This is a genomic window from Flavobacterium sp. PLA-1-15 (assembly GCF_049060005.1).
In the GTDB taxonomy this organism is placed as follows: domain Bacteria; phylum Bacteroidota; class Bacteroidia; order Flavobacteriales; family Flavobacteriaceae; genus Flavobacterium.
Genome location: NZ_JBMGQS010000013.1, coordinates 1 through 20,302 on the forward strand (window position 1 = coordinate 1; position 20,302 = coordinate 20,302).

A 20,302-nucleotide genomic window follows, 5' to 3' on the forward strand; every position below is an offset into this window, starting at 1 on the left:
AAAATACCGATGCATCAAGATTTGCAATTGGTTATGATAAGGATGCAAAACCCTACGAAACCATCCAAAACAAAACACCAAACGCCGCCGATGACCTGCACACCACCATCCAAGACTATGGAAACTTCTTGGTAAGCATTCTCGATGGTGCGAATCTAAAGAAAAACATCTACCAAGAAATGCTCCAAAAGCAGGTGCAAACAAAGGAAAGCAAATACTTCGGCCTCGGTTTTGAAATCTATGATTTAGGACAAGAAGAATTCGCCCTCTCCCACGGTGGCTCCGATCAAGGCACGCAGTGCATCGCCTTCCTCCTACCGAAAACTAAGCAAGGCATCCTCATCTTCACCAATTCTGATGTGGGCAACATCATCTTTGAAAAACTCCTTACCCAATATCTAGGCGATAACGGAAAAAAAATTATAGAGATAGAAATGAAACAAAAATAATAGGGTAAACATAATTTATAGTACAGTAATTTAATCTATTAATATAGTAATATTTTAATATGGTTAAATTATTTTATAAGATAGTAATTAAATTTTATAATATAGTGATATTATTTTTCAGTACAGTTATTAAAATTTATAATACAATAATTTTATATCCTAAAACAGTAATCATATTTATAAGTACAGTAATTAAATTATCTAATACGAAAATTGTATATAATAATGATTTTTTTATTTAAAACTTTGCTATATTTGAGTATAGTAATATTTTAAAAGCATGGAATACAAAAAAAAATACCAGATACAAGGCAAAGATCCCTATCCAAATATGGGAGAAATGTTAGAGAGACACATGAAAGAACGCAACATAAGCCAAGCCTCCCTAGCCCGAAAGATCAACATTTCACCAAACGGAATCCTGAGCTATTTTTCTCAAGAATCCCTTCAAGCGGGTGCCCTTTGGAAGATAAGCACCGCCCTAGATTATAACTTCCTGGCCGAAATTGCCGCACAGCATCCAATTGGAGTGCCACCCACCCCAAGAGAACTCGAACTCGAAGAACGAGTAAAAATCCTGCAGATAGAACTCGAAGTCTACAAACGCATCACCGGAAAATAAAAAAGGGTCGGCTATAAAACCGACCCTCTTCTTCAACTTATAATTACTATCTAATTAATTATAACCTTTTTCCATGATTTCTCAAATGCATTCTGAAGCTCTACCAAATAAACACCCTGCGATAATCCATTAGCATCCACTTCCACTTCCGTAGCACCAGCTTTCGCTTCAACCGTCTTTACAAAAGCACCCGTCTGCGTGTAGATATTGATTTTTTCCAAAGTAGTCTTAGACTTCACCACAAAATTTCCATTAGACGGATTCGGGTAAAGAGCCGCTGCATTCAAAGAAAAATCCTCCACACCAAGGGTTGTAAAAGGAGCATTAATAGCATAACCTCTATTAGTACCTCCATGGTTATTTATAGTATATCCGGCATTGCTTCTTCTGGCCCATGCAAAATCTATTGAAGTATCTGCATAATTGAATGTAAAATCATTGTTACCATCTCCAGTAACAAAAGGTCTAGTAAAAACAATTGTCCTTAGACCTGTTGAAGGAGAATTATTGGTATTAGAAACCAATGTCCAATTGTTGGTATCCGTTTCAGGAACTTCCCCTTCTCCTTGGTGAACAGCGTCCACTAATGTTTGATTATTCCAATATACCAAATCAGTACCAGCCATCATTCCTTGACCATTTGCAAAAGACCCAAATTGCAACGCAAACCATCTGTCATTTGGCCCAACAAGCGTAAGTTTAGCGGTTGTTGTAGTATTATTTAATTCCAATGTAGCCTTCACATTGGTCGACAAGTTCACCTCGCCCGTTGATTTCGTCTGTGCAAAACCTCCAAGTGAAAGCAATGTCATTAATAAAAGAGTAGTTTTTTTCATGTTTTGGGTTTTATTTTAAAAGGTTAATAATTTCCTGATTGTTAGAAAAAACAGCATATTCAAAAGCCGTTTTTCCTGTTTTGTCCACTTTAGTTTTATCTGCCTTGTGAGCAAGAAGCAGTTTCGTCACGCCTACATTCTTAAACTGAACTGCATACATCAAGGCAGTAGTGCCATTTGCATCGGCAAAATTCACATCGGCCTTTTTATTGATAAGCAATTCCGCAACCTCGGTATTTCCTTTCACGATAGATGCCATAAGCGGTGTCCCCATACTACTGGAACCATTTATATCACTTCCGTTTTCAATAAGAAACTTCGCCACTTCGTTATTACCGCGGTAGCACGCCAATATCAAAGGAGAATATCCAGAGTCGTTAACCGTGTTGAAAATTTTAGGATCTTGCTTGTACAGCGCTTTAGCCTGATCTACTGTTCCCTTGCGGGCAACATCAAAAACATTCAAAGGCTCTTGAGCAGAAGCAATTTGAAAAGACAAAAAGAATAGAAAGAGAATGTAATTTTTTATCATAATCGTTGACGATTTTTAAGCAAATATATTAATTTTAACATATCAATAAACAGATGCAGGAAAAGAAAAAAGGTTGCGTGAAATATTTAAAATTTCTCGCAACCTTTTTAATATGTATAAAAAACGGTCTGTTTACAGCTTTCTAGTAGACTCTCTCTGCCTTAATTCCGTTTTAACCACAGTAGTCTTAGAAGCATACTCTTCATCGTCTTTGCTCTCCAATTTATCAATAAGCAATCGCGCAGCCGCCTCTCCTATCTCAGGACCATGCTGACTCACAGTTGAAAGACTCGGCGTCAACCTTCTCGACCAAACCCCGTCTGCAAAACCTATCACTGATAAATCCTCCGGTATTTTATAGCCATTCTTCAATCCCATCTTGATTCCCGAAACCGAAGCATGTTCGTCCAAGGCAAAAATTCCATCAATTTTATGCTCTTTGAATAAAGCGATTACTTTCTCATCAAAATCTTCAACAGAATCCGTCAACACTATAAGATTCGGATCCACTTCAATATTATGATGCTCCAAAGCCTTGAAATAACCTTTGGCTCTTAGCTTTCCAACACTCAAATTATCAATAGTCGAAAACAATGCAATCTTTTTGCAACCAGAGTTAATAAGGTGCTGTGTAGCATCAATCGAAGAATCAAAATCATCCACAATCACCTTGTCACACGAAACTTCGTCCGTCACCCTGTCAAACATCACAATCGGAATACCATCATTAATAATCTCAGTAAAATGCTGATAATAACTTTCCTTCTGCGTCTCTTCAGACATCGACAAGATAAACCCATCAATCGTTCCGTTGCTCAACATCTGTAAAGTATGAATTTCCTTCTCAAGCGATTCATTCGAAATACACGTAATCACATGATAACCCTTCTCATCGGCCACCTTCTCGATTCCTGTAAATACCTTCGCGAAGAAGGAATTCAATATATTCGGAATAATAACCGCAATGGTCTTGGTCTTTCGATTTTTGAGGTTGAGCGCCGTGATATTCGGTTTGTAATTCTTGAGTTTTGCAAACTCCTGAATCTTGATTTTTGTAGGCTCACTAATTTCGGGGCTGTCGTTTAGTGCTTTAGAAACTGTAGAAACCGAAACTCCGAGTTCCTTGGCAATTTGCTTCAGTGTAGCTTTTTCTTTCATACCTATATAAATTGAGTGGTAAAAATACTAAAACAATTCATACAATCGATTATTTGGAGCGAAAGGTTAAGGCATTTTCGGAATCTTTATTCCCGCTTTCCGTTACAAATGAAATTCATTGAACACCAAAACAAATAAAGTCTTGTGAAATAATCTTTTCTTTTTTAAGAAAAAAAGAAAAGGATTTCCACTACAATCGGGGCTAAATGGCCAATCATTTTCTCCGTATAGCGTTAATTTCTAAAAAAATAAACCCTTAAATTAAAACTCGTAAAATAATCTTTTACAGCAGTTTGGATAATAAATAAATAATTGTACTTTTGCACTCCCTTTATTGGGAATGGAATGTTTAATTAAAAATTTATTATGGACGCATTAAGCTACAAGACACAATCAATTAACAAAGCCACTGTAACTAAGGAGTGGGTTGTTGTTGATGCTGACGGTCATAACTTAGGTCGTCTTGCTTCAAAAGTCGCAATGATTTTGAGAGGTAAGTACAAGCCAAGTTACACACCACACGTGGACTGTGGAGATAACGTAATTGTTATCAACGCAGAAAAAATCAACCTTACAGGTACTAAAATGGACGACAAAATTTACATGCGTCACACAGGTTACCCAGGAGGACAAAGAACTTTAACTGCAAAAGTATTACAGGCAAAAAACCCTGCAGCTTTGGTAGAAAAAGCAGTAAAAGGAATGTTACCTAAAAACAAATTAGGAGCAGAACTTTTCAGAAATTTAAATGTTGTTGTAGGTACTGAGCACAAACAAGGCGCTCAAAAACCTAAAACTGTTAACCTTAACGATCTTAAGTAATGGCTACAATTCACAAAATCGGTAGAAGAAAAACTGCTGTTGCTCGTGTTTATGTTACAGAAGGAACTGGAAACATCACAGTAAACAAAAAAGCATTCGCAACTTATTTCCCAACAGCTACTTTACAGTACAAAGTATTACAACCAATGTCTATGACAGAAAATGTAAACAACTTTGACGTAAAAGTAAACGTTTACGGAGGTGGTTCAACAGGTCAAGCAGAAGCTGTAAGAATGGCTTTGGCAAGAGCAATGTGCGAAGTTGGTGAAGGAAACAGAGCCATCTTGAAACCAGAAGGTTTATTAACAAGAGACCCAAGAATGGTTGAACGTAAGAAATTCGGTCAGAAGAAAGCTCGTAAGAGATTCCAATTCTCTAAACGTTAATATTACCGTCTTGTTCAAATGGGACAAGACATCGTTCATTTATTATTTAAAAACACAATTGTTGTTCCTGTCGAGGCAGGAAATTAGTTTAGCATCTAAATGAAGCCTAAAGTCTAAAGCTTAAAGCTTAAAGCCTAAAAGGAACATTGCTAATTCAACAGAACGTAAACTATTATTAAAATGGCAAACAAAGTAGAAGTTAAAGAATTACTAGAAGCAGGTGTTCACTTCGGACACATGACTAGAAAATGGGATCCAAACATGGCTCCTTACATCTATATGGAGCGTAATGGAATTCACATTATCAATCTATATAAAACTGCAGCTAAAATCGAAGAAGCTAACGAAGCTTTGAAGAAAATCGCTGCATCAGGTCGCAAAATTTTATTCGTTGCTACCAAAAAACAAGCAAAAGATATCGTAGCTGAAAAAGCAGCTGCAGCAAACATGCCTTACATCACTGAAAGATGGCCAGGTGGTATGTTGACTAACTTTGTAACTATCCGTAAAGCTGTTAAGAAAATGGCTTCTATCGATAGAATGAAGAAAGACGGTACTTTCATGACTTTATCTAAAAAAGAACGTTTACAGGTTGATCGTCTTCGTGCAAAATTAGAGAAGAACTTAGGTTCTATCGCTGATATGTCAAGACTTCCTGCTGCATTGTTCGTAGTAGATATTAAAGCGGAACACATCGCAATTAAAGAAGCTCAAAAATTAAACATTCCAGTTTTCGCAATGGTGGATACAAACTCTGACCCAAGAGAGGTTGATTATGTAATCCCTGCAAATGATGACGCTTCTAAATCAATCGAGAAAGTTTTATCTTTAGTAACTGCCGCTGTTATCGATGGTTTGGCTAACAGAACATCTGATAAAGAAACAGAACAACCAGCTGGCGAAGCTGCTGCTGCTCCAGAAGCTGTAGAAGCAGCTCCTGCAACTGAAGAATAAATAAATATTAAATTCCAATCTTAAATTCCAAGTTCCATAAAAATCTAAAACTAAAAGTTGATGATTTATTAAAATTGGAATTTGGGATTTAAAGATTGGAATTTCTTTTTTTACATTAAATTTTAATCTTAAAATAGAAAACAAAATGGCAACAATTACTGCTGCAGACGTAAATAAATTAAGACAAACTACAGGTGCCGGAATGATGGACTGTAAAAAAGCTCTAGTTGAAGCTGATGGAGATTTCGATAAAGCAATCCAAATCCTTAGAGAAAAAGGACAAAAAGTTGCCGCTAACCGTTCTGACCGTGAGTCTTCTGAAGGAGCTGCTGTTGCTTTTATCAATGCTGACAATACAAAAGGAGCTATCATCACTTTGAACTGCGAAACTGACTTCGTAGGAAAAAATGAAGCTTTCGTAACTTTAGCTAAAGATTTAGTAGAAAGGGCTATTAACTTCTCTTCAAAAGAAGAATTTTTAGCATCTGATTTCAACGGACTTACTGTTGCTGAAAAATTAATCGAGCAAACAGGTGTTATCGGTGAAAAAATCGAAATCGGTGGTTTCGAAATCCTAGAAGGAGCTTTCGTTGGATCTTACGTTCACGTAAACAAAATTGCTGCTTTAACGGCTATTTCTGCTAAAGTTGACAACGCTGCTACATTGACTAAGGACATCTCTATGCAAGTTGCTTCAATGGGTGCTGACACATTATCTTACAAAGATTTTGATCCTGCTTTCGTTGAATCTGAACTTGCTGCTCGTATTGCTGTAATCGAAAAAGACAATGAAGAAGCAAAACGTTTAGGAAAAACTTTGAAAAATGTTCCTAAATACATTTCTTACTCTCAATTGACTGAAGAAGTTTTGAAACAAGCAGAAGAAGATGCTAAAGCTGAATTGAAAGCTGAAGGTAAACCAGAGCAAATTTGGGACAAAATTATCCCAGGAAAAATCCAACGTTTTATCTCTGATAACACAACTTTGGATCAAGAAAAAGCTTTATTGGACCAAAACTTCATCAAAGATGACAGTAAAAAAGTTGGTGATTACGTTAAAGATTCAAAAGTTGAAATTACAGGTTTCAAAAGAGTTGCTTTAGGTTAATTCTTGATTTGAAACTTATTCCTATAAATCCCGCTTCATTCATTTGAAGTGGGATTTTTATTTAACGTCTGTTCGACTTTTTAAAAACAGATAAAATGGTAAATTTGGCTAACAAAACTTTTATATGTTTAAATCAAAGAAAGATTTAGTATATGTTATCCTTGCGGGAATATTCATCACCAATGCTGTAACCGCCGAATTGATTGGTGGAAAACTAATCCAGATTGGCCCGTTTGTAATGAGCATTGGAATCTTACCGTGGCCGATTGTTTTCATCACAACCGATTTAATCAATGAATATTTCGGAAAGAAAGGAGTGAAGAAACTCTCATACATTACAGCTTGTTTGATTGCCTATTCCTTTGTTATTTTAGCCTTAGCGATACGCATTCCTGCCGCAAGTGGCATCAGTCCTGTAAACGATGAACAATTTACGGCTGTTTTAGGACAAAGTATGTGGATAATCGTCGGAAGTATAATTGCTTTCTTGGTTTCACAATTGATTGATGTGACCCTTTTTTCCTTCTTTAAAAGCAAAACAGGAAACAAGATGATTTGGTTGAGAGCCACAGGCTCAACCGTTATTTCACAGCTTTTCGATTCTTTTATTGTATTGGGAATTGCATTCTGGCTTCCTGGAAAGATCAATACCGAAACCTTTTTCTCTTCGGCATTGACCGGCTATACGTTTAAATTAGCGACAGCAGTTGCTTTGACGCCACTTATTTATCTAGGACATCATTTCATTAAAAAATATATTTCAGAAGAAGCAAAAAACTGATTACCGTTTTGATTTCAACAGCTCCATAAAATCCTCCCGATGGATTTCCCTCCCTCCTAAACTTTCCAAATGATCATTATGCACTTGACAATCTAGAAGTTTATAATTTTCGTCCTTCAGTCTTTTTACCAACGAAACAAATGCCACTTTGGAAGCATTTGAAACTTTCGAAAACATGCTTTCTCCACAGAAAACATCGCCCAAATCAATTCCATATAAGCCTCCTACTAAAGCATCATCCTGCCAAACTTCGATTGATTTGGCGATTCCCATTTCGTTTAACTTGCAATAAGCCTCAATCATATCATTGGAAATCCAAGTTCCCTCCTGTCCCTCTCTTTTAATGGAACTGCAATTGGAAATGACTTCCCTAAAATTTTGATTGAAGGTAACTTTGAAGATATTTCGGTTCAAGATATTTCGCATACTTTTTGACACTACAAATTCCTCTGGAAAAACCACCATCCTGTATTCTGGCGACCACCACAAAATAGGTTCGTCTCCATCAAACCAAGGAAAAATGCCACTTTTATACGCCAATAATAATCGTTTAGGCGATAAATCTCCACCAACGGCGAGAATTCCATCTTCATTGGCTTCCTCAACTGGCGGAAAAAATAATGCTTTGGTTACGAAATACATTTTAAAAAAACATCAAAATTAAACTTCAACAAAAAAGTCAGAAATTCGAGTAAAACTCAAACTTCTGACTTCCATCTTCTGACTTCCGTCTTCTATTTTCTTAGAAAGGCAAATCGTCGTGATCTTCTTCTTTAAAATTTGTCGCCGGAGGGAAAGCTTCAGCAGCAGGAATCGGAGCTGTTTGAACTGGAGCCTCAGCAGCCAATTTCTCGATTCTCCAACCTTGGATACTGTTGAAATATTTTGTTTCTCCCTGTGGATTTGTCCACTCTCTACCTCTCAAGTTGATTGAAACTTTTACCGCTTCACCTGGTCTGTAATTGTTCAACAAATCACATTTATCCTGAGTAAACTCAATCAAAATATGCTGTGGATATTGCTCTTCGGTTGTAACAACCAATTCTCTTTTCTTGAACGACGCGCTTACTTGTTGCTCTGCATTGATTACTTTTACTTTTCCTGTAACTTCCATAACGTTTTGTTTATTTGATGGCTTGTGGCATATACAAACCTATTTATACTCTTTTTGCTAATAATACTTTCCAAGCCGAAATCGCGTCCTGTTTTTCCAAATATTCCTTTGCCTTTTGGTGTACGTTTTCTTCATCGGCAGAACTCAAAACACCTTTCACGGCAAAATTTTCTTTTACAAATATATCAATTTCTTCGTTCGTTGGCAAAGATTCTACGTTGCCCAACATTCCCAAATCATTCCCATCAAAAACAGTGCTTTCTTTAATGAAATCTGGAATTTCATCCACACCAATTCCTAATGTTGTCAATGGTTTTGGCACTTCAAACAAACCTTTATTGGCTCTAGAATACCAGTTTCCTCCCATTCTCGAGACCAAATCAATCTTGTACTGATCGATTGCCCCGTTTTCATCCAAAATTTCCTCGCTGATGTGCATTTTTACTACCTCGCAGATGATCAAATTTCCTGCACCACCTTCGGTTCCCAAACTGATGATTTCATTCACCTTGCATTCAAATTGAACTGGTGATTCCGCTACACGATGCGGTTTTACAACATCCGATTTCAATTGCGTCAAGCCCGATTTCAGAAATTCATTCACACCGTCAGCATATTCCGTACTAGACAAAGAAGCTTGTTGCACAATATCATAATTCACCACATTGATCACCACTTCGCGGGTCGCTTCGGCATTCAGCAACGTATGCTTTACCGTATTGTCTCGAACCCTTCTCGAAGGCGAAAAAATCAAAATCGGCGGATTCGTACTAAACACGTTGAAAAAACTAAACGGCGACAAATTTGGATTCCCATTTTCATCAACCGTACTTGCAAAAGCTATCGGTCTTGGACCTACAGAACCCTGCAAATATCCCTGTAATTTAACCGGCGAAACCTCTTTCGGTTCAATGCTAATCATGTGATAAAATTTTACACAAAGATAAATTTTTGGAGTGAAACTCTAGGCATTTTCGTCCCGAAGTTTCGGGACATTTTCCTGCTTTCCGTTACAATATTTTGCTTTTTTCTTTAAAAAGCAAAATATTTACTCTTCAAACACGGAGTGTTCACCGATCACCTATGTTAATTAGAGTAATGTGAGGTAATCAGAGCTAGAGAATTTTCCATTTTCCTTTGAGAAACTTTTTTTTAGTACATTTAGAAAAAAATTACCGAATGCAATTCTCCGAAAGAAGAAATACAACCCGCTGGATCATCATAGCCGTTTCCTTTATCATTATCCTTTTAATCCTTTGGAATACGTATGCCTTTTTTCAAATCTTCAAAACCGAAGAACGACAAAAAATGTTACTCTGGGCAAAGGCACAAAGTACGTTATTGACTTCGGATTTGGAAACCTATAATCCCGAATTGAACCTATTTATCTTCGAGCACAACAAGACCATTCCGATTCTCCTCACCAACAGCAAGGACAGCGTTATGGATGGTATAAACATCGATACCGAAGTGTTAAAAGACAGCATCCAGCTCAAAAAGATGCTCAAGCAATTCAAGAATGAAAACGAACCGATAAAAATTACCTATGATGAAACAGATTATCGCTTGCTCTATTACGGGAATTCGTCCTTATTGAACAAACTGAAATATTATCCGCTGGCGCTTATCTCCATTATTGTACTTTTCGGCGGATTGGTTTATAATTTTTACAAGAGTACCAAAATGGCCACCCAGAATAAGCTTTGGGCAGGAATGGCAAAGGAAACCGCTCATCAGATTGGAACACCATTATCCTCCTTGATCGGATGGCTAGAAATCATGAAAGCCGATAATGTTGATGAAACTACGGTTTCGGAAATTGAAAAAGACATCGTCCGACTTCAAACCATAACCGATCGTTTTTCAAAGATTGGTTCAGAACCTATTCTAGCAGAAGTAGACATCATCAAAGAAACAGAAGAATCGTTCGATTATTTGAAATCGAGATTTTCCAAACAAGTGGAGTTTTCATTTAAAGCTCCGACTTATCCCATAGAAATCAACCTGAATTCTGCCTTGCACAGCTGGACCATCGAAAACTTGGTAAAAAATGCCATCGACGCCATGAAAGGTAGGGGAAAATTAGATGTAGTCATTCTGGAAGATGCCCGATTCGTCAAAATCCGCGTTTCGGATACAGGAAAAGGAATTCCAAAAAATCAGTTCAAGCAGATTTTTGAACCTGGATTCACTACCAAAAAAAGAGGCTGGGGATTGGGACTTTCTCTAACAAAAAGAATTGTAGAAGAATATCATAACGGTAAAATCCGTGTATTATCTTCCGAAGTTGGGAAAGGAACTTGCATTCAGGTGAGCTTTAAAAAATTGGATTAAAAAAAGGGAACTCAAATGAGTTCCCTTTTTTTTATGAAATAGTACTATTATAAAGTAGTTTCTTTTTTAGATTCAGAAGATGAGCAGGACTTTTTAGATTTGCAACATCCTGGTTTCTCGCTTTTTGCTTCTCCAGTTGTACTAGATTTTTCAGCTTCAGCTTTCTCTTCCTTGTTTTTTTTCTTCTTTTTTTCTTTTTCTTTTGGGAACAACATTGCGTGATCTGCAGAAGATTTCACGTTAGAAACCTTGTAAGAATCGCCACCGTTAACTGCTTCAACAGTTTTAACCAGTTGCTCAAGAGTAATTTTTCCAGAATCATATTCTACAGTCGCCGTTTTCTTTTCAAAATCTATTTTGGCATCTTTTACACCATCTGTTTTAGATAGTTCCTTTTGAATCTTAGAAGCACACATTACTTCACAAGACATTCCTTCTATGTTGAAACTTGCCGTTTCAATTTTCCCAGGAGTTGCATCTGTGTTCGCTGTTGTTTCTGGAGTTGTAGCAGTTTCTGGAGTTGTAGCAGTTTCTGGAGCAGTTTCAGTGGCAGTTTGTTTGCAACCTGTCAATACAAATCCTGCAAGAGCCAATGCTAAAAATGATTTTTTTAAATTCATGATGTATGTTATTTTATACGTTTAGGTTTAATTCCTTTATTTAAAAGACATTACAAAAATAATAAAAAAAGAAGCCGAATTCCATTTAAAAAATAGAATTTTGCCACACAAAAAACATCATTATGCTTTCCAAACAATCCAAATGGGTCCTACTGGTTTTGCTTTCGCTGATTTGGGGAAGCTCGTTTATACTTATCAAGCGCGGACTCGTTGGCCTGTCGCCATTTCAGCTTGGTTCCCTGCGAATGATATTTGCTGCAACGTTTCTTTTGATAATTGGTTTCAATAGCTTGAAGAATATTCGCCAGCACCAATGGAAATACATCGCCTTGACGGCCTTTATGGGAACTTTTTTCCCGGCCTATCTGTTTTCCATCGCTCAGACCCAAATAGACAGTTCTGTTAGTGCCATCCTCAATTCACTCACGCCACTTGGGACTCTGATTCTTGGTGCTCTAGTCTTTGGTTTAAGTTTCCAAAAGCGACAACTATTCGGGGTGATAATAGGATTGGTAGGTTGTCTTCTGTTGGTTATGAACGGAGCTGTAAACCATCCCGGACAGAATTATTGGTATGCGACACTTGCCATTCTCGGCGCCATTTGCTATTCCATAAACGTCAACCTGATCAAAAAACACCTATCGGATGTAAATCCTCTCAGCATCACGACAGGAAACTTTGCCGTGCTCCTTGTTCCTGCTACTATCGTTTTGTGCTGTACCGATTTTTTCGAAATTGTAGGCAAATCCGAAGTTCAAGCTTCCATGTTCTTTGTGGCAATTTTGGCTATAATGGGTACGTGTGTTGCGAATATTATGTATTTCAGATTGATCCAAATTTCGTCTCCAATTTTTGCTTCATCGGTTACTTATATGTTGCCGATAGTAGCCATTTTCTGGGGTGTTTTAGATCACGAAGCGCTAACTCCTATTCAATTTCTGGGAGGTTTTATTGTATTGGTTGGGGTTTATTTATCGGCTAGGAAGTAATTACTTTAAAACTGTCCTAGGACTGATTTTTTTAATATAAATCAATCCATCGTACATCTCGTTCAACCGCTCAGAAGCATAGTTGTATTTTACATATTTTAAAATAAGTCCGTAACCTCCAATTTGGATATAGTCTCTCTTTTGCGATAAAAATTTCTTCATCACATCTTCTTGACTGGCCATTGCAAAATCAATAAAGAAGACATCACGATTCGCATCAAAGAAAAATTCCGAATTCGTGTTTTTCAACGGCTTTTCTAAAGTAACATAGTCAAACGCCTTTTTCTCTTCATCATAACCCATAAGTTTTCCAACCCCAAATTCAAAACCCATCGCATAATAGTCTTCTTTAAATTTCTGATGCAATAAATTTCCCATAGAAGGTGTTTTGTCTTTATACACCACCGTCTTGTTAATATGACCATTATGCGCCCACACAAAAATTTTCGATTGCTGTTCCTTATATAAATTTTCTACAATCTCGGCCATAAACCAATCTCTGGTTTCTTGGCTCGGCTTTATCAAAAACGTTGCAAACTGTTCAAGAGCAGTAAAGGCACTGCGGAGTTTATCATTCTTTGTAGATGAATTGGTTCTTTTGCTCCATTCCTTCAAGGCATTAAAATTTTGTTCAAGAATGCTTTTTTCTTCCTTCAAAAAAGAAGATTTTCCATAAAAGTCAATCAACTGTTGTTCTTCAGTACTCAAACCCATGTTTTGTAAGCCCAATTGTTCCTTGAGGATGGTTGTAATGCCGTAATTAAACATACAGTCATTGCCATAAAACCGAATCTTTTCATCACTTGTTTTTGAGTCATTAAACGATTTCATCCAACTGATCAATTCGAAGAGTTCTTGATTTTGCCATATTCCCTGTTGCAAATTTTGCATCAGTACCTTCAGGTCGCCATCATTGCCCTGAAGGTATTCATTTATAAAATAGCTTGCGCCAAAACTTTCCTCAAGGACAAAAACCTTCACATCCTGATGCAATACCAGGTATTTGAAAAATTTTGATTTCACTTCAAAAAATTCCTTGCTGTGATGCGTCGCTTCACCAAAACCAAAAACCTGGGCATTGATGAAATTTGCATGCAACCGCTCTTTAGAGAAGGCCAAATCATTCTTGAAATCTGTATCTGTAAGTGAGATCGCATTTTGATTTATCCATTCAATAATCTTGTTGTGCTGTCCAAAACAAATCGTGCACAAGAAAAAAAATACAAGCGATAATTTAAATTTCATAGTAGGTAATATTAGCTAATTTGTTTATTTGGAGTTAAGACAAAAACACCCATCTAATTAACAATTGCTTTCGCCAAATGTAATCAAATTGTTATCCGGATCAAGTATTGAAAATTCTTTGATTCCCCATGGTTTTTTCTGCAATTTTCCATTTGGATGAATTTCAATCTGGCGGTCTAAAAACGACTGATACAAGTCGTCTATAGCATCCGTACGCAAATAAACCTGACCATAATTCTCCTCAGGATTTAGCTCTTCAAACAAAAAGAAATGCAGTTCTACTCCTTCTTTGCAAACCATCAAATAAAAATCATAATCTGCGTTTCCAGATTGAATAAAACCCAATTTGTTAAGATAAAAATCCTTTGTGACCTTTTTGTCACGCATCGGTAATTTAGGATGAACGGCTGTGAGCATAATCAAATTTTTAGGGTTTCTATTCATCCAAAGTAATAAATATTTAGACATAAGAAACGATTTTTGGATATCTGTAGATTTGACTACAATCTTGGAGATGTTTAAAAGATACCCTTAGTTTTAATCTAGCCCTGACTGGAGGGAAAATCCTTTTTATTTTTCCTTTAAAAATAAAAAGATTTGGAAGGAAGGCAGGAATATGGATTGATTTATATCCAAGTGATTTGCTTCTGAATGTAATATATCTTAAAATAAAAAGACCGCCATTGCTGACGGTCTTTTAAATTTATTTTAGGTCTGATTATTTGAAATCAGCATCTGTAACTCCTTCGTTAACTTTTACGTCAGATGCAATCAATACGATTTCAATTCCAACGTTCATTACTGTTTTGTAAGGAACTTTAACGCCTTTCACTTCTTTGTAGTCTCCGTAAGTAGTTACTTTCGTGAATTTTTGTCCTTGTGCTTCCAAATCTTCTGAATCTGCTACTTTAAGTCCAGTTGCAACATCGTAGAAGAAAGCAAATTTGCCATCTCTCACAACATAAGCATCTTTTCCATCGATTTGTTCGATTCCAGAAATTGTTAGTCCAGCTTTTGAAGCCATTGTCAATTCTGGGAATGGCAAAGCTTGGTTTTTCATTGCAGCGATTTTTTCTGCGTCATAATCTTGCTTTTGTCCTTGAGCAGACTCATATCCTGTAGTTCCGTCGAAAAGGTTTTTACCTAATGTTTGTCCCATACCCGTTAGCTCTTCAACTAATTTATTTGAAGAAGATACTTTCTTAGTCATTACAACAGGAATTCCTTGAACCGTTCCTGCAGATGTAGAGAAAATAGTTTTTACGGTTTTTGCAGCTTTCTCGCCACCTACAGCTTTAATGTAGTTGTCTAAAATGCTTTTAGCAGTTACACCAGCAGGAACCGCTTTCTTAGCAGCCGGTTTCTCAGTTGGGTTACCGTACTTGTCAAAGTAGAAAATTGGCATTTTCAGGCTCTCCAATCCTGGAAGTACGTCAGCAGCCTTACCTGTTATCACAACTCTTGTTTTGTCTTCAGAGAAGTATTTTTTAGAAACTCTCAAGATATCGTCAGCAGTAACTGCATTAATGTTTTTGATGTAGTTTTCGTAGAAATCAGCAGGCAATCCTTGTGTTTGTGTCAACAAAGCATAGTAAGCAACAGTACCTGGCTTTTGGATTTGCATTACGAAGTTTCCAACATAACCAGCCTTAACGTTTTTCAACATTTCATCTGTAACTTTTTCGCTTCTGATTTTTTTGATTTCTTTAAAGAACTCCACAACAGCGCTATCCGTTACAGCGTTTCTAACTTGTGTATTGGCTGTAAATTTACCTACATATTTGTTTCCGCGAATGCTAGAACGAGCACCATAAGTCCATCCGTGAGCCTCTCTCAAGTTCATGTTCAAGTAGCTGTTGAAATCTCCACCCAAAACTTGGTTGGCCAAAAGAACAGCGAAATAATCAGGATCAGTCATCTTCAATTTAGAAACATTTACCAAAGAAATTTCAGATTGAACTGCATTTGGCATGTCGATAAAGTTGATTTGAGTGTACTGAACATCCGTTGGATCATTGTAAGAAACTGCTGGAGCTGCCGCTTTTTTCCAAGATCCGAAAAGTTTTTCTACTGATTTCTTAACGTCTTTGAATTTTACATCTCCAATAACTACTAAATAAGCATTAGCAGGAACGAAGTAAGTATTGTACTCGTTTAATACATCTGCAAGACTTACATTTTTGATAGTCTCTTCAGTGATGTATTCACCATTTGGATGGTTTTTTCCGTAAACCAATACGTTTTCAACACGTCCGGCAACAGCTTCAACACTTTTCTCTTGGTTTTTGATGCCTTCAACCAATCTTGCTTTTTCTTTGTCTAATTCTTCTTGAGTGAAAACTGAGTTCAAAGCACCGTCAGCCATCAATTCTAAAATTCTATTTGAATATTTAGAAAGTCCGCTACCGTAAGCACCATTTGAAGAAAATGAAATGTTAGCACCCAAGAAGTCAATTTCTTCGTTGAAAGCGTCTTTAGACATTTTTTTAGTTCCATTACCAATCATGCTGCTTGCCAAATCGGCAACACCTTTTTTGTTTCCTTCTGCATAAGGAGCATTGTCGATGGTAAGGTTATAGGAAACTCTTGGAAGTTTGTTGTTTTCAACAACCATAACTTTCAATCCGTTTTTCAATTCAAAAGTTTGCGGTTTTCCAATGTTAATTACAGGAGCTGGTCCTGGTTTTGGCTGTGGTCTGTCTTGTGCTTGCATAATTACTGTTAAAAACAAGCCTGCTATTAATATTATTTTTTTCATGATGTATGTCTTAGTTTTGAGCTTTGTCTTTTGCAGGAACGTAATCCAAAAGAAGTCTTTGGTTTGGATTCAAGTATTTTTTAGCGGCATCTCTAATTTCTTCACGAGTGATAGAACGGTAGATATCGATCTCAGTATTGATCAAGTTGATGTCACCATATAAAAGGTAGTAAGTAGCCAGATTCTCTGCAATACCTTCAACACTTGAGTTGCTGTTTACGTATTGGTTTTCGAATTTGTTCTGCAATTTTTGGAAATCTCTTTCAGAAATCAAAGTCGTTTGAAGCTTCAAGATTTCTTCGTCAATTTCTTTCACCAAGCTTTCGATAGTGTTGTCTCCCATCGGGATTCCGTATACGAAATAAGTTCCGTAGTCTTCTTCGCTGTAGTTGAATGAACCAACTTCCAAAGCAATTTTCTTTTGATCTACGATTTTCTTGTAAAGCATAGAACTTTTTCCATCACTCAATACAGAAGAAATCATATCCAATACTTTCGCATCACGCGTTTTCATAGAAGGAGTTCTGTAAGCAGCAACTGCCATCGGCAATTGGATGTTTGGATCCTCATGAGTAGCTCTGATGGTTTGAGTGATTGGGTCTTCAACAAAAGTTTGCTTTTTTACATCAGCTCCTCTTTTAATAGAACCAAAATATTTGTTTACCCATTTGATGGTTTGATCGTACTCGATATCACCAGCAACAACTAAAACTGCGTTGTTAGGCACATAGAATTTTTTGTTGAATGCTTGAAACTCCTCTAAAGTTGCAGCATCTAAATGTTCCATAGAACCAATTGGAGCCCAACGGTAAGGGTGTTTTTTGAAGATGTTTTTCTTTACAGCAGAGAATAAATTTCCGTAAGGAGAATTATCAACTCTTAATCTTTTCTCTTCTTTTACAACTTCGTTTTGAGTATCAACACCAATTTGGTTGATTACAGGGTGCAACAATCTTTCAGATTCCATCCATAAACCTAATTCTAGATTGTTAGAAGGGAAAACTTCGTAGTAATACGTTCTATCGTCAGATGTGTTGGCGTTGTTTGTTCCTCCGTTTCCAGAAACAATCTTGAACCATTCTCCACGACCGATGTTTTGAGTTCCTTCGAATAATAAATGCTCGAAGAAGTGAGCAAATCCAGTTCTTTCTGGGTTTTCGTCTTTTGCTCCAACGTGATACATTACAGATGTAATTACAACGGGAGCCGATTTGTCTTGATGCAAAATAACATGAAGACCATTTTCTAGTGTGAATTCCTCAAAAGCCACTTTTTGAGCTGAAGCAACACTTCCGAGCATGAGAACTGAACTCAAAGCCATTAATGATTTTTTCATAACGATTAATAATTTGTTATTGGATTTTGATATAAGTATACCAACTGAACGTTTTGTTACGCCAAAATTAACTTTTTTTCAATTGTTTTTTCCATACACTGATGATTTAACAGAAAATAAAGCTTTTATGCGTCATTATTTTTTTAATTGCGACTTGAAAATTGTTGTTTTTAAGATTGATTTTGAAGCCAATAAATATTTTTTCTCAATGTAATTGCACATATAATAATAAGTTGTATATTTGCAACCTTAAAAATTAACTAAACATCATTGTTATGTACGCAATCGTAGAGATAGCAGGGCAACAATTTAAAGTAAGCAAAGACTTAAAGGTTTATGTTCACCGTTTGGCTGATAAAGAAGGAGATGCAATTTCTTTTGCAAAAGTTCTTTTATTAGACGACAACGGAACAATCACTTTAGGCGCCCCGGCTGTAGAAGGTGCTTCAGTAGAAGCCAAAGTGTTACAACACTTAAAAGGAGACAAAGTAATCGTTTTCAAAAAGAAAAGAAGAAAAGGTTACAAAAAGAGAAACGGACACCGTCAATACTTGACTCAAATCCAAATCTCTGGAATTACTCTTCCAGGTGCTAAGAAAGCTGCTTCTAAAAAAGAAGCTACTCCAGCAACTGAAGAAGAAGTAGAAGCTCCTAAGAAAAAAGTAGCTAAAGCTAAAAAAGAAGAAACTCAAGAATAATAACATTTAAAACCAATACGTCATGGCTCACAAGAAAGGTGTCGGTAGTTCCAAGAATGGTAGAGAATCAGAATCGAAACGTTTAGGTGTTAAGATTTATGGTGGACAAGCTGCAATTGCTGGGAACATCATCGTTAGACAAAGAGGTTCTAAACACAATCCAGGTGAAAACGTTTACATCAGTAAAGATCACACTTTACATGCAAAAGTTGATGGAGTTGTTAAGTTCCAAAAGAAAAGAGATAACAAATCTTACGTTTCTATCCTTCCATTCGAAGCATAAGACTCGAGATTTTTGATATTGTAAAGCCCAATCTTTCGATTGGGCTTTTTTTATTACTTATTTTTGATTAAAATAACAATTTACAATTGAGCATAAGAAACATCTTCGCATAAAAAAAGGCTTGACATATTCTGTCAAACCTTTTTATCCTAAAAATAAAGAATTAGTTTACTTTTAATTTTTCAACTGCTTTATTATATTCTTTTTTTCCTTCTTCTTTTGCTTTTACTGCTCCTTCTTTAGTTTCACGAACTTTTTCGTTAACTTTATTTTCTACTTCTTTAGCAGTTTCTTTTACAGCTTGTTTTGTTTCCTTAGTTGCCGCTTTAATTTCTTCAGTTGTTTCTTTAGCTTCTTCTTTTACATCCGTAGAAATTTCTTCAGCTTTTAGTTTAGCAGCTTCCCATGCAGATTTTGCATTGTCAACAGCTTCTTGAGCTAATTTTTGTGCTTCTGCATCTCCACTTTTCTTTGCTTCTTCTAATTTAATTACTGCATCGTTATAAGCCGCCTCTAAATCAGCTACATCAACAACAGAAACATTCTCTTCAACTACAACTGTTTCACCGTCTGTAGTAACTGTTTTTTCTTCTTTGCAAGAAGTAGCAAACATCATTGCTACAAATGCCATACTTAAAATTACCTTTTTCATTTTTTGTTTTTGTTTTAAAATGTTAAAATCAACTTAACAAATCTTGTGCCAAAAAACAGCATTTAGATTATAAAATGTTATATTACTTTATTCAATTTCTCCTAACTTAATTGTCCAGACATCTTTCTCAGTTGTACCAAATTGTTTTGTTGTCGGAATAAAATATACTTTTTGAGTGCATTTCAGTGTGTGATTATTCTCGTTTTCACGAAACTGCAAATCATAAGATGTTACCCAGTAATTATTTGACACAAAAGTATTTGAAGTTTTTAAAATTGAAAAACTATAATTTTTGTTTTTTATTTTATCCAGTAAATCTGGTAATTCTATTTGGGGGTTTTCTTCTTGAGTAAAATCCATTATTTGGATGTGTTTATTTTTAAAAAGAGAAAACAAAGCGGTTTTGATCTCTGTTTTCAAAGCATCGGAGGTGGAAGAATTTGAAAATAATGCGAGATAGTTGTAATAATCTTCAATCTTCAAAATGGCACTTTCCTGATAGGCTTTTATGGAAATTTCAGAGAAGTTATTCTTAATGCTCATCAAACTATTACTTGTTGCATTTTGCCCATAAAAAGAAAATGAGAATAAAAAAACTATTGATATGAAAGCTTTTTTAAGCATA

General features: G+C 36.2%; 24 protein-coding genes. 11 read left to right on the forward strand and 13 right to left on the reverse strand.

Going from position 1 to position 20,302, the window contains the following annotated elements:
* Together ACI6PS_RS09175 and ACI6PS_RS09180 are read left to right on the forward strand one after the other, a co-directional pair.
* On the forward strand, positions 1–449 hold a 449-nt coding region (locus tag ACI6PS_RS09175; RefSeq protein WP_421012264.1), incomplete at its 5' end, for a serine hydrolase.
* 280 nt (positions 450–729) lie between these two features.
* Positions 730–1,071, forward strand: coding sequence for a helix-turn-helix domain-containing protein (locus ACI6PS_RS09180; protein WP_421012265.1), 342 nt, complete (start codon positions 730–732; stop codon positions 1,069–1,071).
* Between the two features lie 50 nt (positions 1,072–1,121).
* Here the strand turns inward: ACI6PS_RS09180 and ACI6PS_RS09185 are convergent, their stop codons facing one another.
* From ACI6PS_RS09185 to ACI6PS_RS09195, 3 genes are all read right to left on the reverse strand, one after another.
* Positions 1,122–1,907: a T9SS type A sorting domain-containing protein gene (locus ACI6PS_RS09185; protein ID WP_421012266.1), complete on the reverse strand. Its 786-nt coding sequence runs from the start codon at positions 1,905–1,907 to the stop codon at positions 1,122–1,124.
* Positions 1,908–1,917: 10 nt separating this feature from the next.
* Positions 1,918–2,439 carry an ankyrin repeat domain-containing protein gene (locus ACI6PS_RS09190; RefSeq protein WP_421012267.1) on the reverse strand — a complete coding sequence of 174 codons (522 nt, stop codon included), beginning with the start codon at positions 2,437–2,439 and terminating at the stop codon, positions 1,918–1,920.
* 132 nt (positions 2,440–2,571) lie between these two features.
* Positions 2,572–3,597: a LacI family DNA-binding transcriptional regulator gene (locus ACI6PS_RS09195; RefSeq protein WP_421012268.1), complete on the reverse strand. Its 1,026-nt coding sequence runs from the start codon at positions 3,595–3,597 to the stop codon at positions 2,572–2,574.
* A 366-nt stretch (positions 3,598–3,963) separates the two neighbouring features.
* On the opposite strand from ACI6PS_RS09195, the gene rplM reads away from it, so the two are divergent.
* From rplM to ACI6PS_RS09220, 5 genes are all read left to right on the forward strand, one after another.
* Positions 3,964–4,419, forward strand: a complete 456-nt coding sequence (gene rplM / locus ACI6PS_RS09200; RefSeq protein WP_421012269.1) for a 50S ribosomal protein L13 — start codon at positions 3,964–3,966, stop codon at positions 4,417–4,419.
* Positions 4,419–4,805: a 30S ribosomal protein S9 gene (gene rpsI / locus ACI6PS_RS09205; protein ID WP_421012270.1), complete on the forward strand. Its 387-nt coding sequence runs from the start codon at positions 4,419–4,421 to the stop codon at positions 4,803–4,805. The genes rplM and rpsI overlap by 1 nt, the downstream gene beginning before the upstream one ends.
* Positions 4,806–4,985: 180 nt before the next feature.
* Positions 4,986–5,759, forward strand: a complete 774-nt coding sequence (gene rpsB, locus ACI6PS_RS09210) for a 30S ribosomal protein S2 (RefSeq protein WP_421012271.1) — start codon at positions 4,986–4,988, stop codon at positions 5,757–5,759.
* Positions 5,760–5,904: 145 nt separating this feature from the next.
* Complete coding sequence (gene tsf, locus ACI6PS_RS09215) at positions 5,905–6,867, forward strand: translation elongation factor Ts (RefSeq protein ID WP_421012272.1); 963 nt, start codon at positions 5,905–5,907, stop codon at positions 6,865–6,867.
* Between the two features lie 124 nt (positions 6,868–6,991).
* Positions 6,992–7,648, forward strand: a complete 657-nt coding sequence (locus tag ACI6PS_RS09220) for a queuosine precursor transporter (protein ID WP_421012273.1) — start codon at positions 6,992–6,994, stop codon at positions 7,646–7,648.
* Here the strand turns inward: ACI6PS_RS09220 and aat are convergent, their stop codons facing one another.
* The 3 genes from aat to ACI6PS_RS09235 all read right to left on the reverse strand — a co-directional run bounded on the left by aat (position 7,649) and on the right by ACI6PS_RS09235 (position 9,684).
* Positions 7,649–8,290 (reverse strand): leucyl/phenylalanyl-tRNA--protein transferase, encoded by a 642-nt coding sequence (aat, locus tag ACI6PS_RS09225; protein ID WP_421012274.1) that lies wholly within the window; start codon positions 8,288–8,290, stop codon positions 7,649–7,651.
* Between the two features lie 100 nt (positions 8,291–8,390).
* On the reverse strand, positions 8,391–8,762 hold the full coding sequence (locus ACI6PS_RS09230) for a DUF3127 domain-containing protein (protein WP_421012275.1): 372 nt from the start codon (positions 8,760–8,762) through the stop codon (positions 8,391–8,393).
* A 43-nt stretch (positions 8,763–8,805) separates the two neighbouring features.
* A complete protein-coding gene (locus ACI6PS_RS09235) occupies positions 8,806–9,684 on the reverse strand; it encodes a flavin reductase family protein (protein WP_421012276.1) in 879 nt (292 codons plus the stop codon).
* A gap of 257 nt (positions 9,685–9,941) precedes the next feature.
* Here ACI6PS_RS09235 and ACI6PS_RS09240 point away from each other — a divergent pair, with 257 nt between their 5' ends.
* Positions 9,942–11,096 (forward strand): sensor histidine kinase, encoded by a 1,155-nt coding sequence (locus ACI6PS_RS09240; RefSeq protein WP_421012277.1) that lies wholly within the window; start codon positions 9,942–9,944, stop codon positions 11,094–11,096.
* A 47-nt stretch (positions 11,097–11,143) separates the two neighbouring features.
* Here the strand turns inward: ACI6PS_RS09240 and ACI6PS_RS09245 are convergent, their stop codons facing one another.
* On the reverse strand, positions 11,144–11,716 hold the full coding sequence (locus ACI6PS_RS09245) for a heavy-metal-associated domain-containing protein (RefSeq protein ID WP_421012278.1): 573 nt from the start codon (positions 11,714–11,716) through the stop codon (positions 11,144–11,146).
* Positions 11,717–11,838: 122 nt separating this feature from the next.
* On the opposite strand from ACI6PS_RS09245, the gene ACI6PS_RS09250 reads away from it, so the two are divergent.
* A complete protein-coding gene (locus ACI6PS_RS09250) occupies positions 11,839–12,705 on the forward strand; it encodes a DMT family transporter (protein ID WP_421012279.1) in 867 nt (288 codons plus the stop codon).
* Here the strand turns inward: ACI6PS_RS09250 and ACI6PS_RS09255 are convergent, their stop codons facing one another.
* From ACI6PS_RS09255 to ACI6PS_RS09270, 4 genes are all read right to left on the reverse strand, one after another.
* Positions 12,706–13,950: an erythromycin esterase family protein gene (locus ACI6PS_RS09255; protein WP_421012280.1), complete on the reverse strand. Its 1,245-nt coding sequence runs from the start codon at positions 13,948–13,950 to the stop codon at positions 12,706–12,708.
* 57 nt (positions 13,951–14,007) lie between these two features.
* Positions 14,008–14,367, reverse strand: a complete 360-nt coding sequence (locus ACI6PS_RS09260) for a bleomycin resistance protein (protein WP_421012342.1) — start codon at positions 14,365–14,367, stop codon at positions 14,008–14,010.
* A 301-nt stretch (positions 14,368–14,668) separates the two neighbouring features.
* A complete protein-coding gene (locus tag ACI6PS_RS09265) occupies positions 14,669–16,708 on the reverse strand; it encodes a M16 family metallopeptidase (protein WP_421012281.1) in 2,040 nt (679 codons plus the stop codon).
* A gap of 10 nt (positions 16,709–16,718) precedes the next feature.
* The gene (locus tag ACI6PS_RS09270; protein WP_421012282.1) at positions 16,719–18,044 is read right to left on the reverse strand and encodes a M16 family metallopeptidase; all 1,326 of its coding nucleotides are present in this window, start codon (positions 18,042–18,044) and stop codon (positions 16,719–16,721) included.
* Between the two features lie 275 nt (positions 18,045–18,319).
* Between ACI6PS_RS09270 and rplU the strand changes: the two genes are divergently transcribed.
* Complete coding sequence (gene rplU / locus ACI6PS_RS09275) at positions 18,320–18,742, forward strand: 50S ribosomal protein L21 (RefSeq protein ID WP_421012283.1); 423 nt, start codon at positions 18,320–18,322, stop codon at positions 18,740–18,742.
* A 22-nt stretch (positions 18,743–18,764) separates the two neighbouring features.
* A complete protein-coding gene (rpmA, locus tag ACI6PS_RS09280; protein WP_071636208.1) occupies positions 18,765–19,025 on the forward strand; it encodes a 50S ribosomal protein L27 in 261 nt (86 codons plus the stop codon).
* Positions 19,026–19,188: 163 nt separating this feature from the next.
* Here rpmA and ACI6PS_RS09285 read toward each other — a convergent pair whose 3' ends face one another.
* Positions 19,189–19,677, reverse strand: a complete 489-nt coding sequence (locus tag ACI6PS_RS09285; RefSeq protein WP_421012284.1) for a hypothetical protein — start codon at positions 19,675–19,677, stop codon at positions 19,189–19,191.
* 87 nt (positions 19,678–19,764) lie between these two features.
* Positions 19,765–20,301, reverse strand: a complete 537-nt coding sequence (locus ACI6PS_RS09290) for a hypothetical protein (protein ID WP_421012285.1) — start codon at positions 20,299–20,301, stop codon at positions 19,765–19,767.
* Between the last annotated feature and the right edge of the window lies 1 nt (position 20,302).

Excerpts from the sequence above, each read along its gene's own strand:
- ACI6PS_RS09180 (WP_421012265.1), top strand. The coding sequence starts at position 730 with ATGGAATACAAAAAAAAATACCAGATACAAGGCAAAGATCCCTATCCA.
- ACI6PS_RS09185 (WP_421012266.1), bottom strand. The coding sequence starts at position 1,907 with ATGAAAAAAACTACTCTTTTATTAATGACATTGCTTTCACTTGGAGGT.
- ACI6PS_RS09190 (WP_421012267.1), bottom strand. The coding sequence starts at position 2,439 with ATGATAAAAAATTACATTCTCTTTCTATTCTTTTTGTCTTTTCAAATT.
- ACI6PS_RS09195 (WP_421012268.1), bottom strand. The coding sequence starts at position 3,597 with ATGAAAGAAAAAGCTACACTGAAGCAAATTGCCAAGGAACTCGGAGTT.
- rplM (WP_421012269.1), top strand. The coding sequence starts at position 3,964 with ATGGACGCATTAAGCTACAAGACACAATCAATTAACAAAGCCACTGTA.
- rpsI (WP_421012270.1), top strand. The coding sequence starts at position 4,419 with ATGGCTACAATTCACAAAATCGGTAGAAGAAAAACTGCTGTTGCTCGT.
- rpsB (WP_421012271.1), top strand. The coding sequence starts at position 4,986 with ATGGCAAACAAAGTAGAAGTTAAAGAATTACTAGAAGCAGGTGTTCAC.
- tsf (WP_421012272.1), top strand. The coding sequence starts at position 5,905 with ATGGCAACAATTACTGCTGCAGACGTAAATAAATTAAGACAAACTACA.
- ACI6PS_RS09220 (WP_421012273.1), top strand. The coding sequence starts at position 6,992 with ATGTTTAAATCAAAGAAAGATTTAGTATATGTTATCCTTGCGGGAATA.
- aat (WP_421012274.1), bottom strand. The coding sequence starts at position 8,290 with ATGTATTTCGTAACCAAAGCATTATTTTTTCCGCCAGTTGAGGAAGCC.
- ACI6PS_RS09230 (WP_421012275.1), bottom strand. The coding sequence starts at position 8,762 with ATGGAAGTTACAGGAAAAGTAAAAGTAATCAATGCAGAGCAACAAGTA.
- ACI6PS_RS09235 (WP_421012276.1), bottom strand. The coding sequence starts at position 9,684 with ATGATTAGCATTGAACCGAAAGAGGTTTCGCCGGTTAAATTACAGGGA.
- ACI6PS_RS09240 (WP_421012277.1), top strand. The coding sequence starts at position 9,942 with ATGCAATTCTCCGAAAGAAGAAATACAACCCGCTGGATCATCATAGCC.
- ACI6PS_RS09245 (WP_421012278.1), bottom strand. The coding sequence starts at position 11,716 with ATGAATTTAAAAAAATCATTTTTAGCATTGGCTCTTGCAGGATTTGTA.
- ACI6PS_RS09250 (WP_421012279.1), top strand. The coding sequence starts at position 11,839 with ATGCTTTCCAAACAATCCAAATGGGTCCTACTGGTTTTGCTTTCGCTG.
- ACI6PS_RS09255 (WP_421012280.1), bottom strand. The coding sequence starts at position 13,950 with ATGAAATTTAAATTATCGCTTGTATTTTTTTTCTTGTGCACGATTTGT.
- ACI6PS_RS09260 (WP_421012342.1), bottom strand. The coding sequence starts at position 14,367 with ATGCTCACAGCCGTTCATCCTAAATTACCGATGCGTGACAAAAAGGTC.
- ACI6PS_RS09265 (WP_421012281.1), bottom strand. The coding sequence starts at position 16,708 with ATGAAAAAAATAATATTAATAGCAGGCTTGTTTTTAACAGTAATTATG.
- ACI6PS_RS09270 (WP_421012282.1), bottom strand. The coding sequence starts at position 18,044 with ATGAAAAAATCATTAATGGCTTTGAGTTCAGTTCTCATGCTCGGAAGT.
- rplU (WP_421012283.1), top strand. The coding sequence starts at position 18,320 with ATGTACGCAATCGTAGAGATAGCAGGGCAACAATTTAAAGTAAGCAAA.
- rpmA (WP_071636208.1), top strand. The coding sequence starts at position 18,765 with ATGGCTCACAAGAAAGGTGTCGGTAGTTCCAAGAATGGTAGAGAATCA.
- ACI6PS_RS09285 (WP_421012284.1), bottom strand. The coding sequence starts at position 19,677 with ATGAAAAAGGTAATTTTAAGTATGGCATTTGTAGCAATGATGTTTGCT.
- ACI6PS_RS09290 (WP_421012285.1), bottom strand. The coding sequence starts at position 20,301 with ATGCTTAAAAAAGCTTTCATATCAATAGTTTTTTTATTCTCATTTTCT.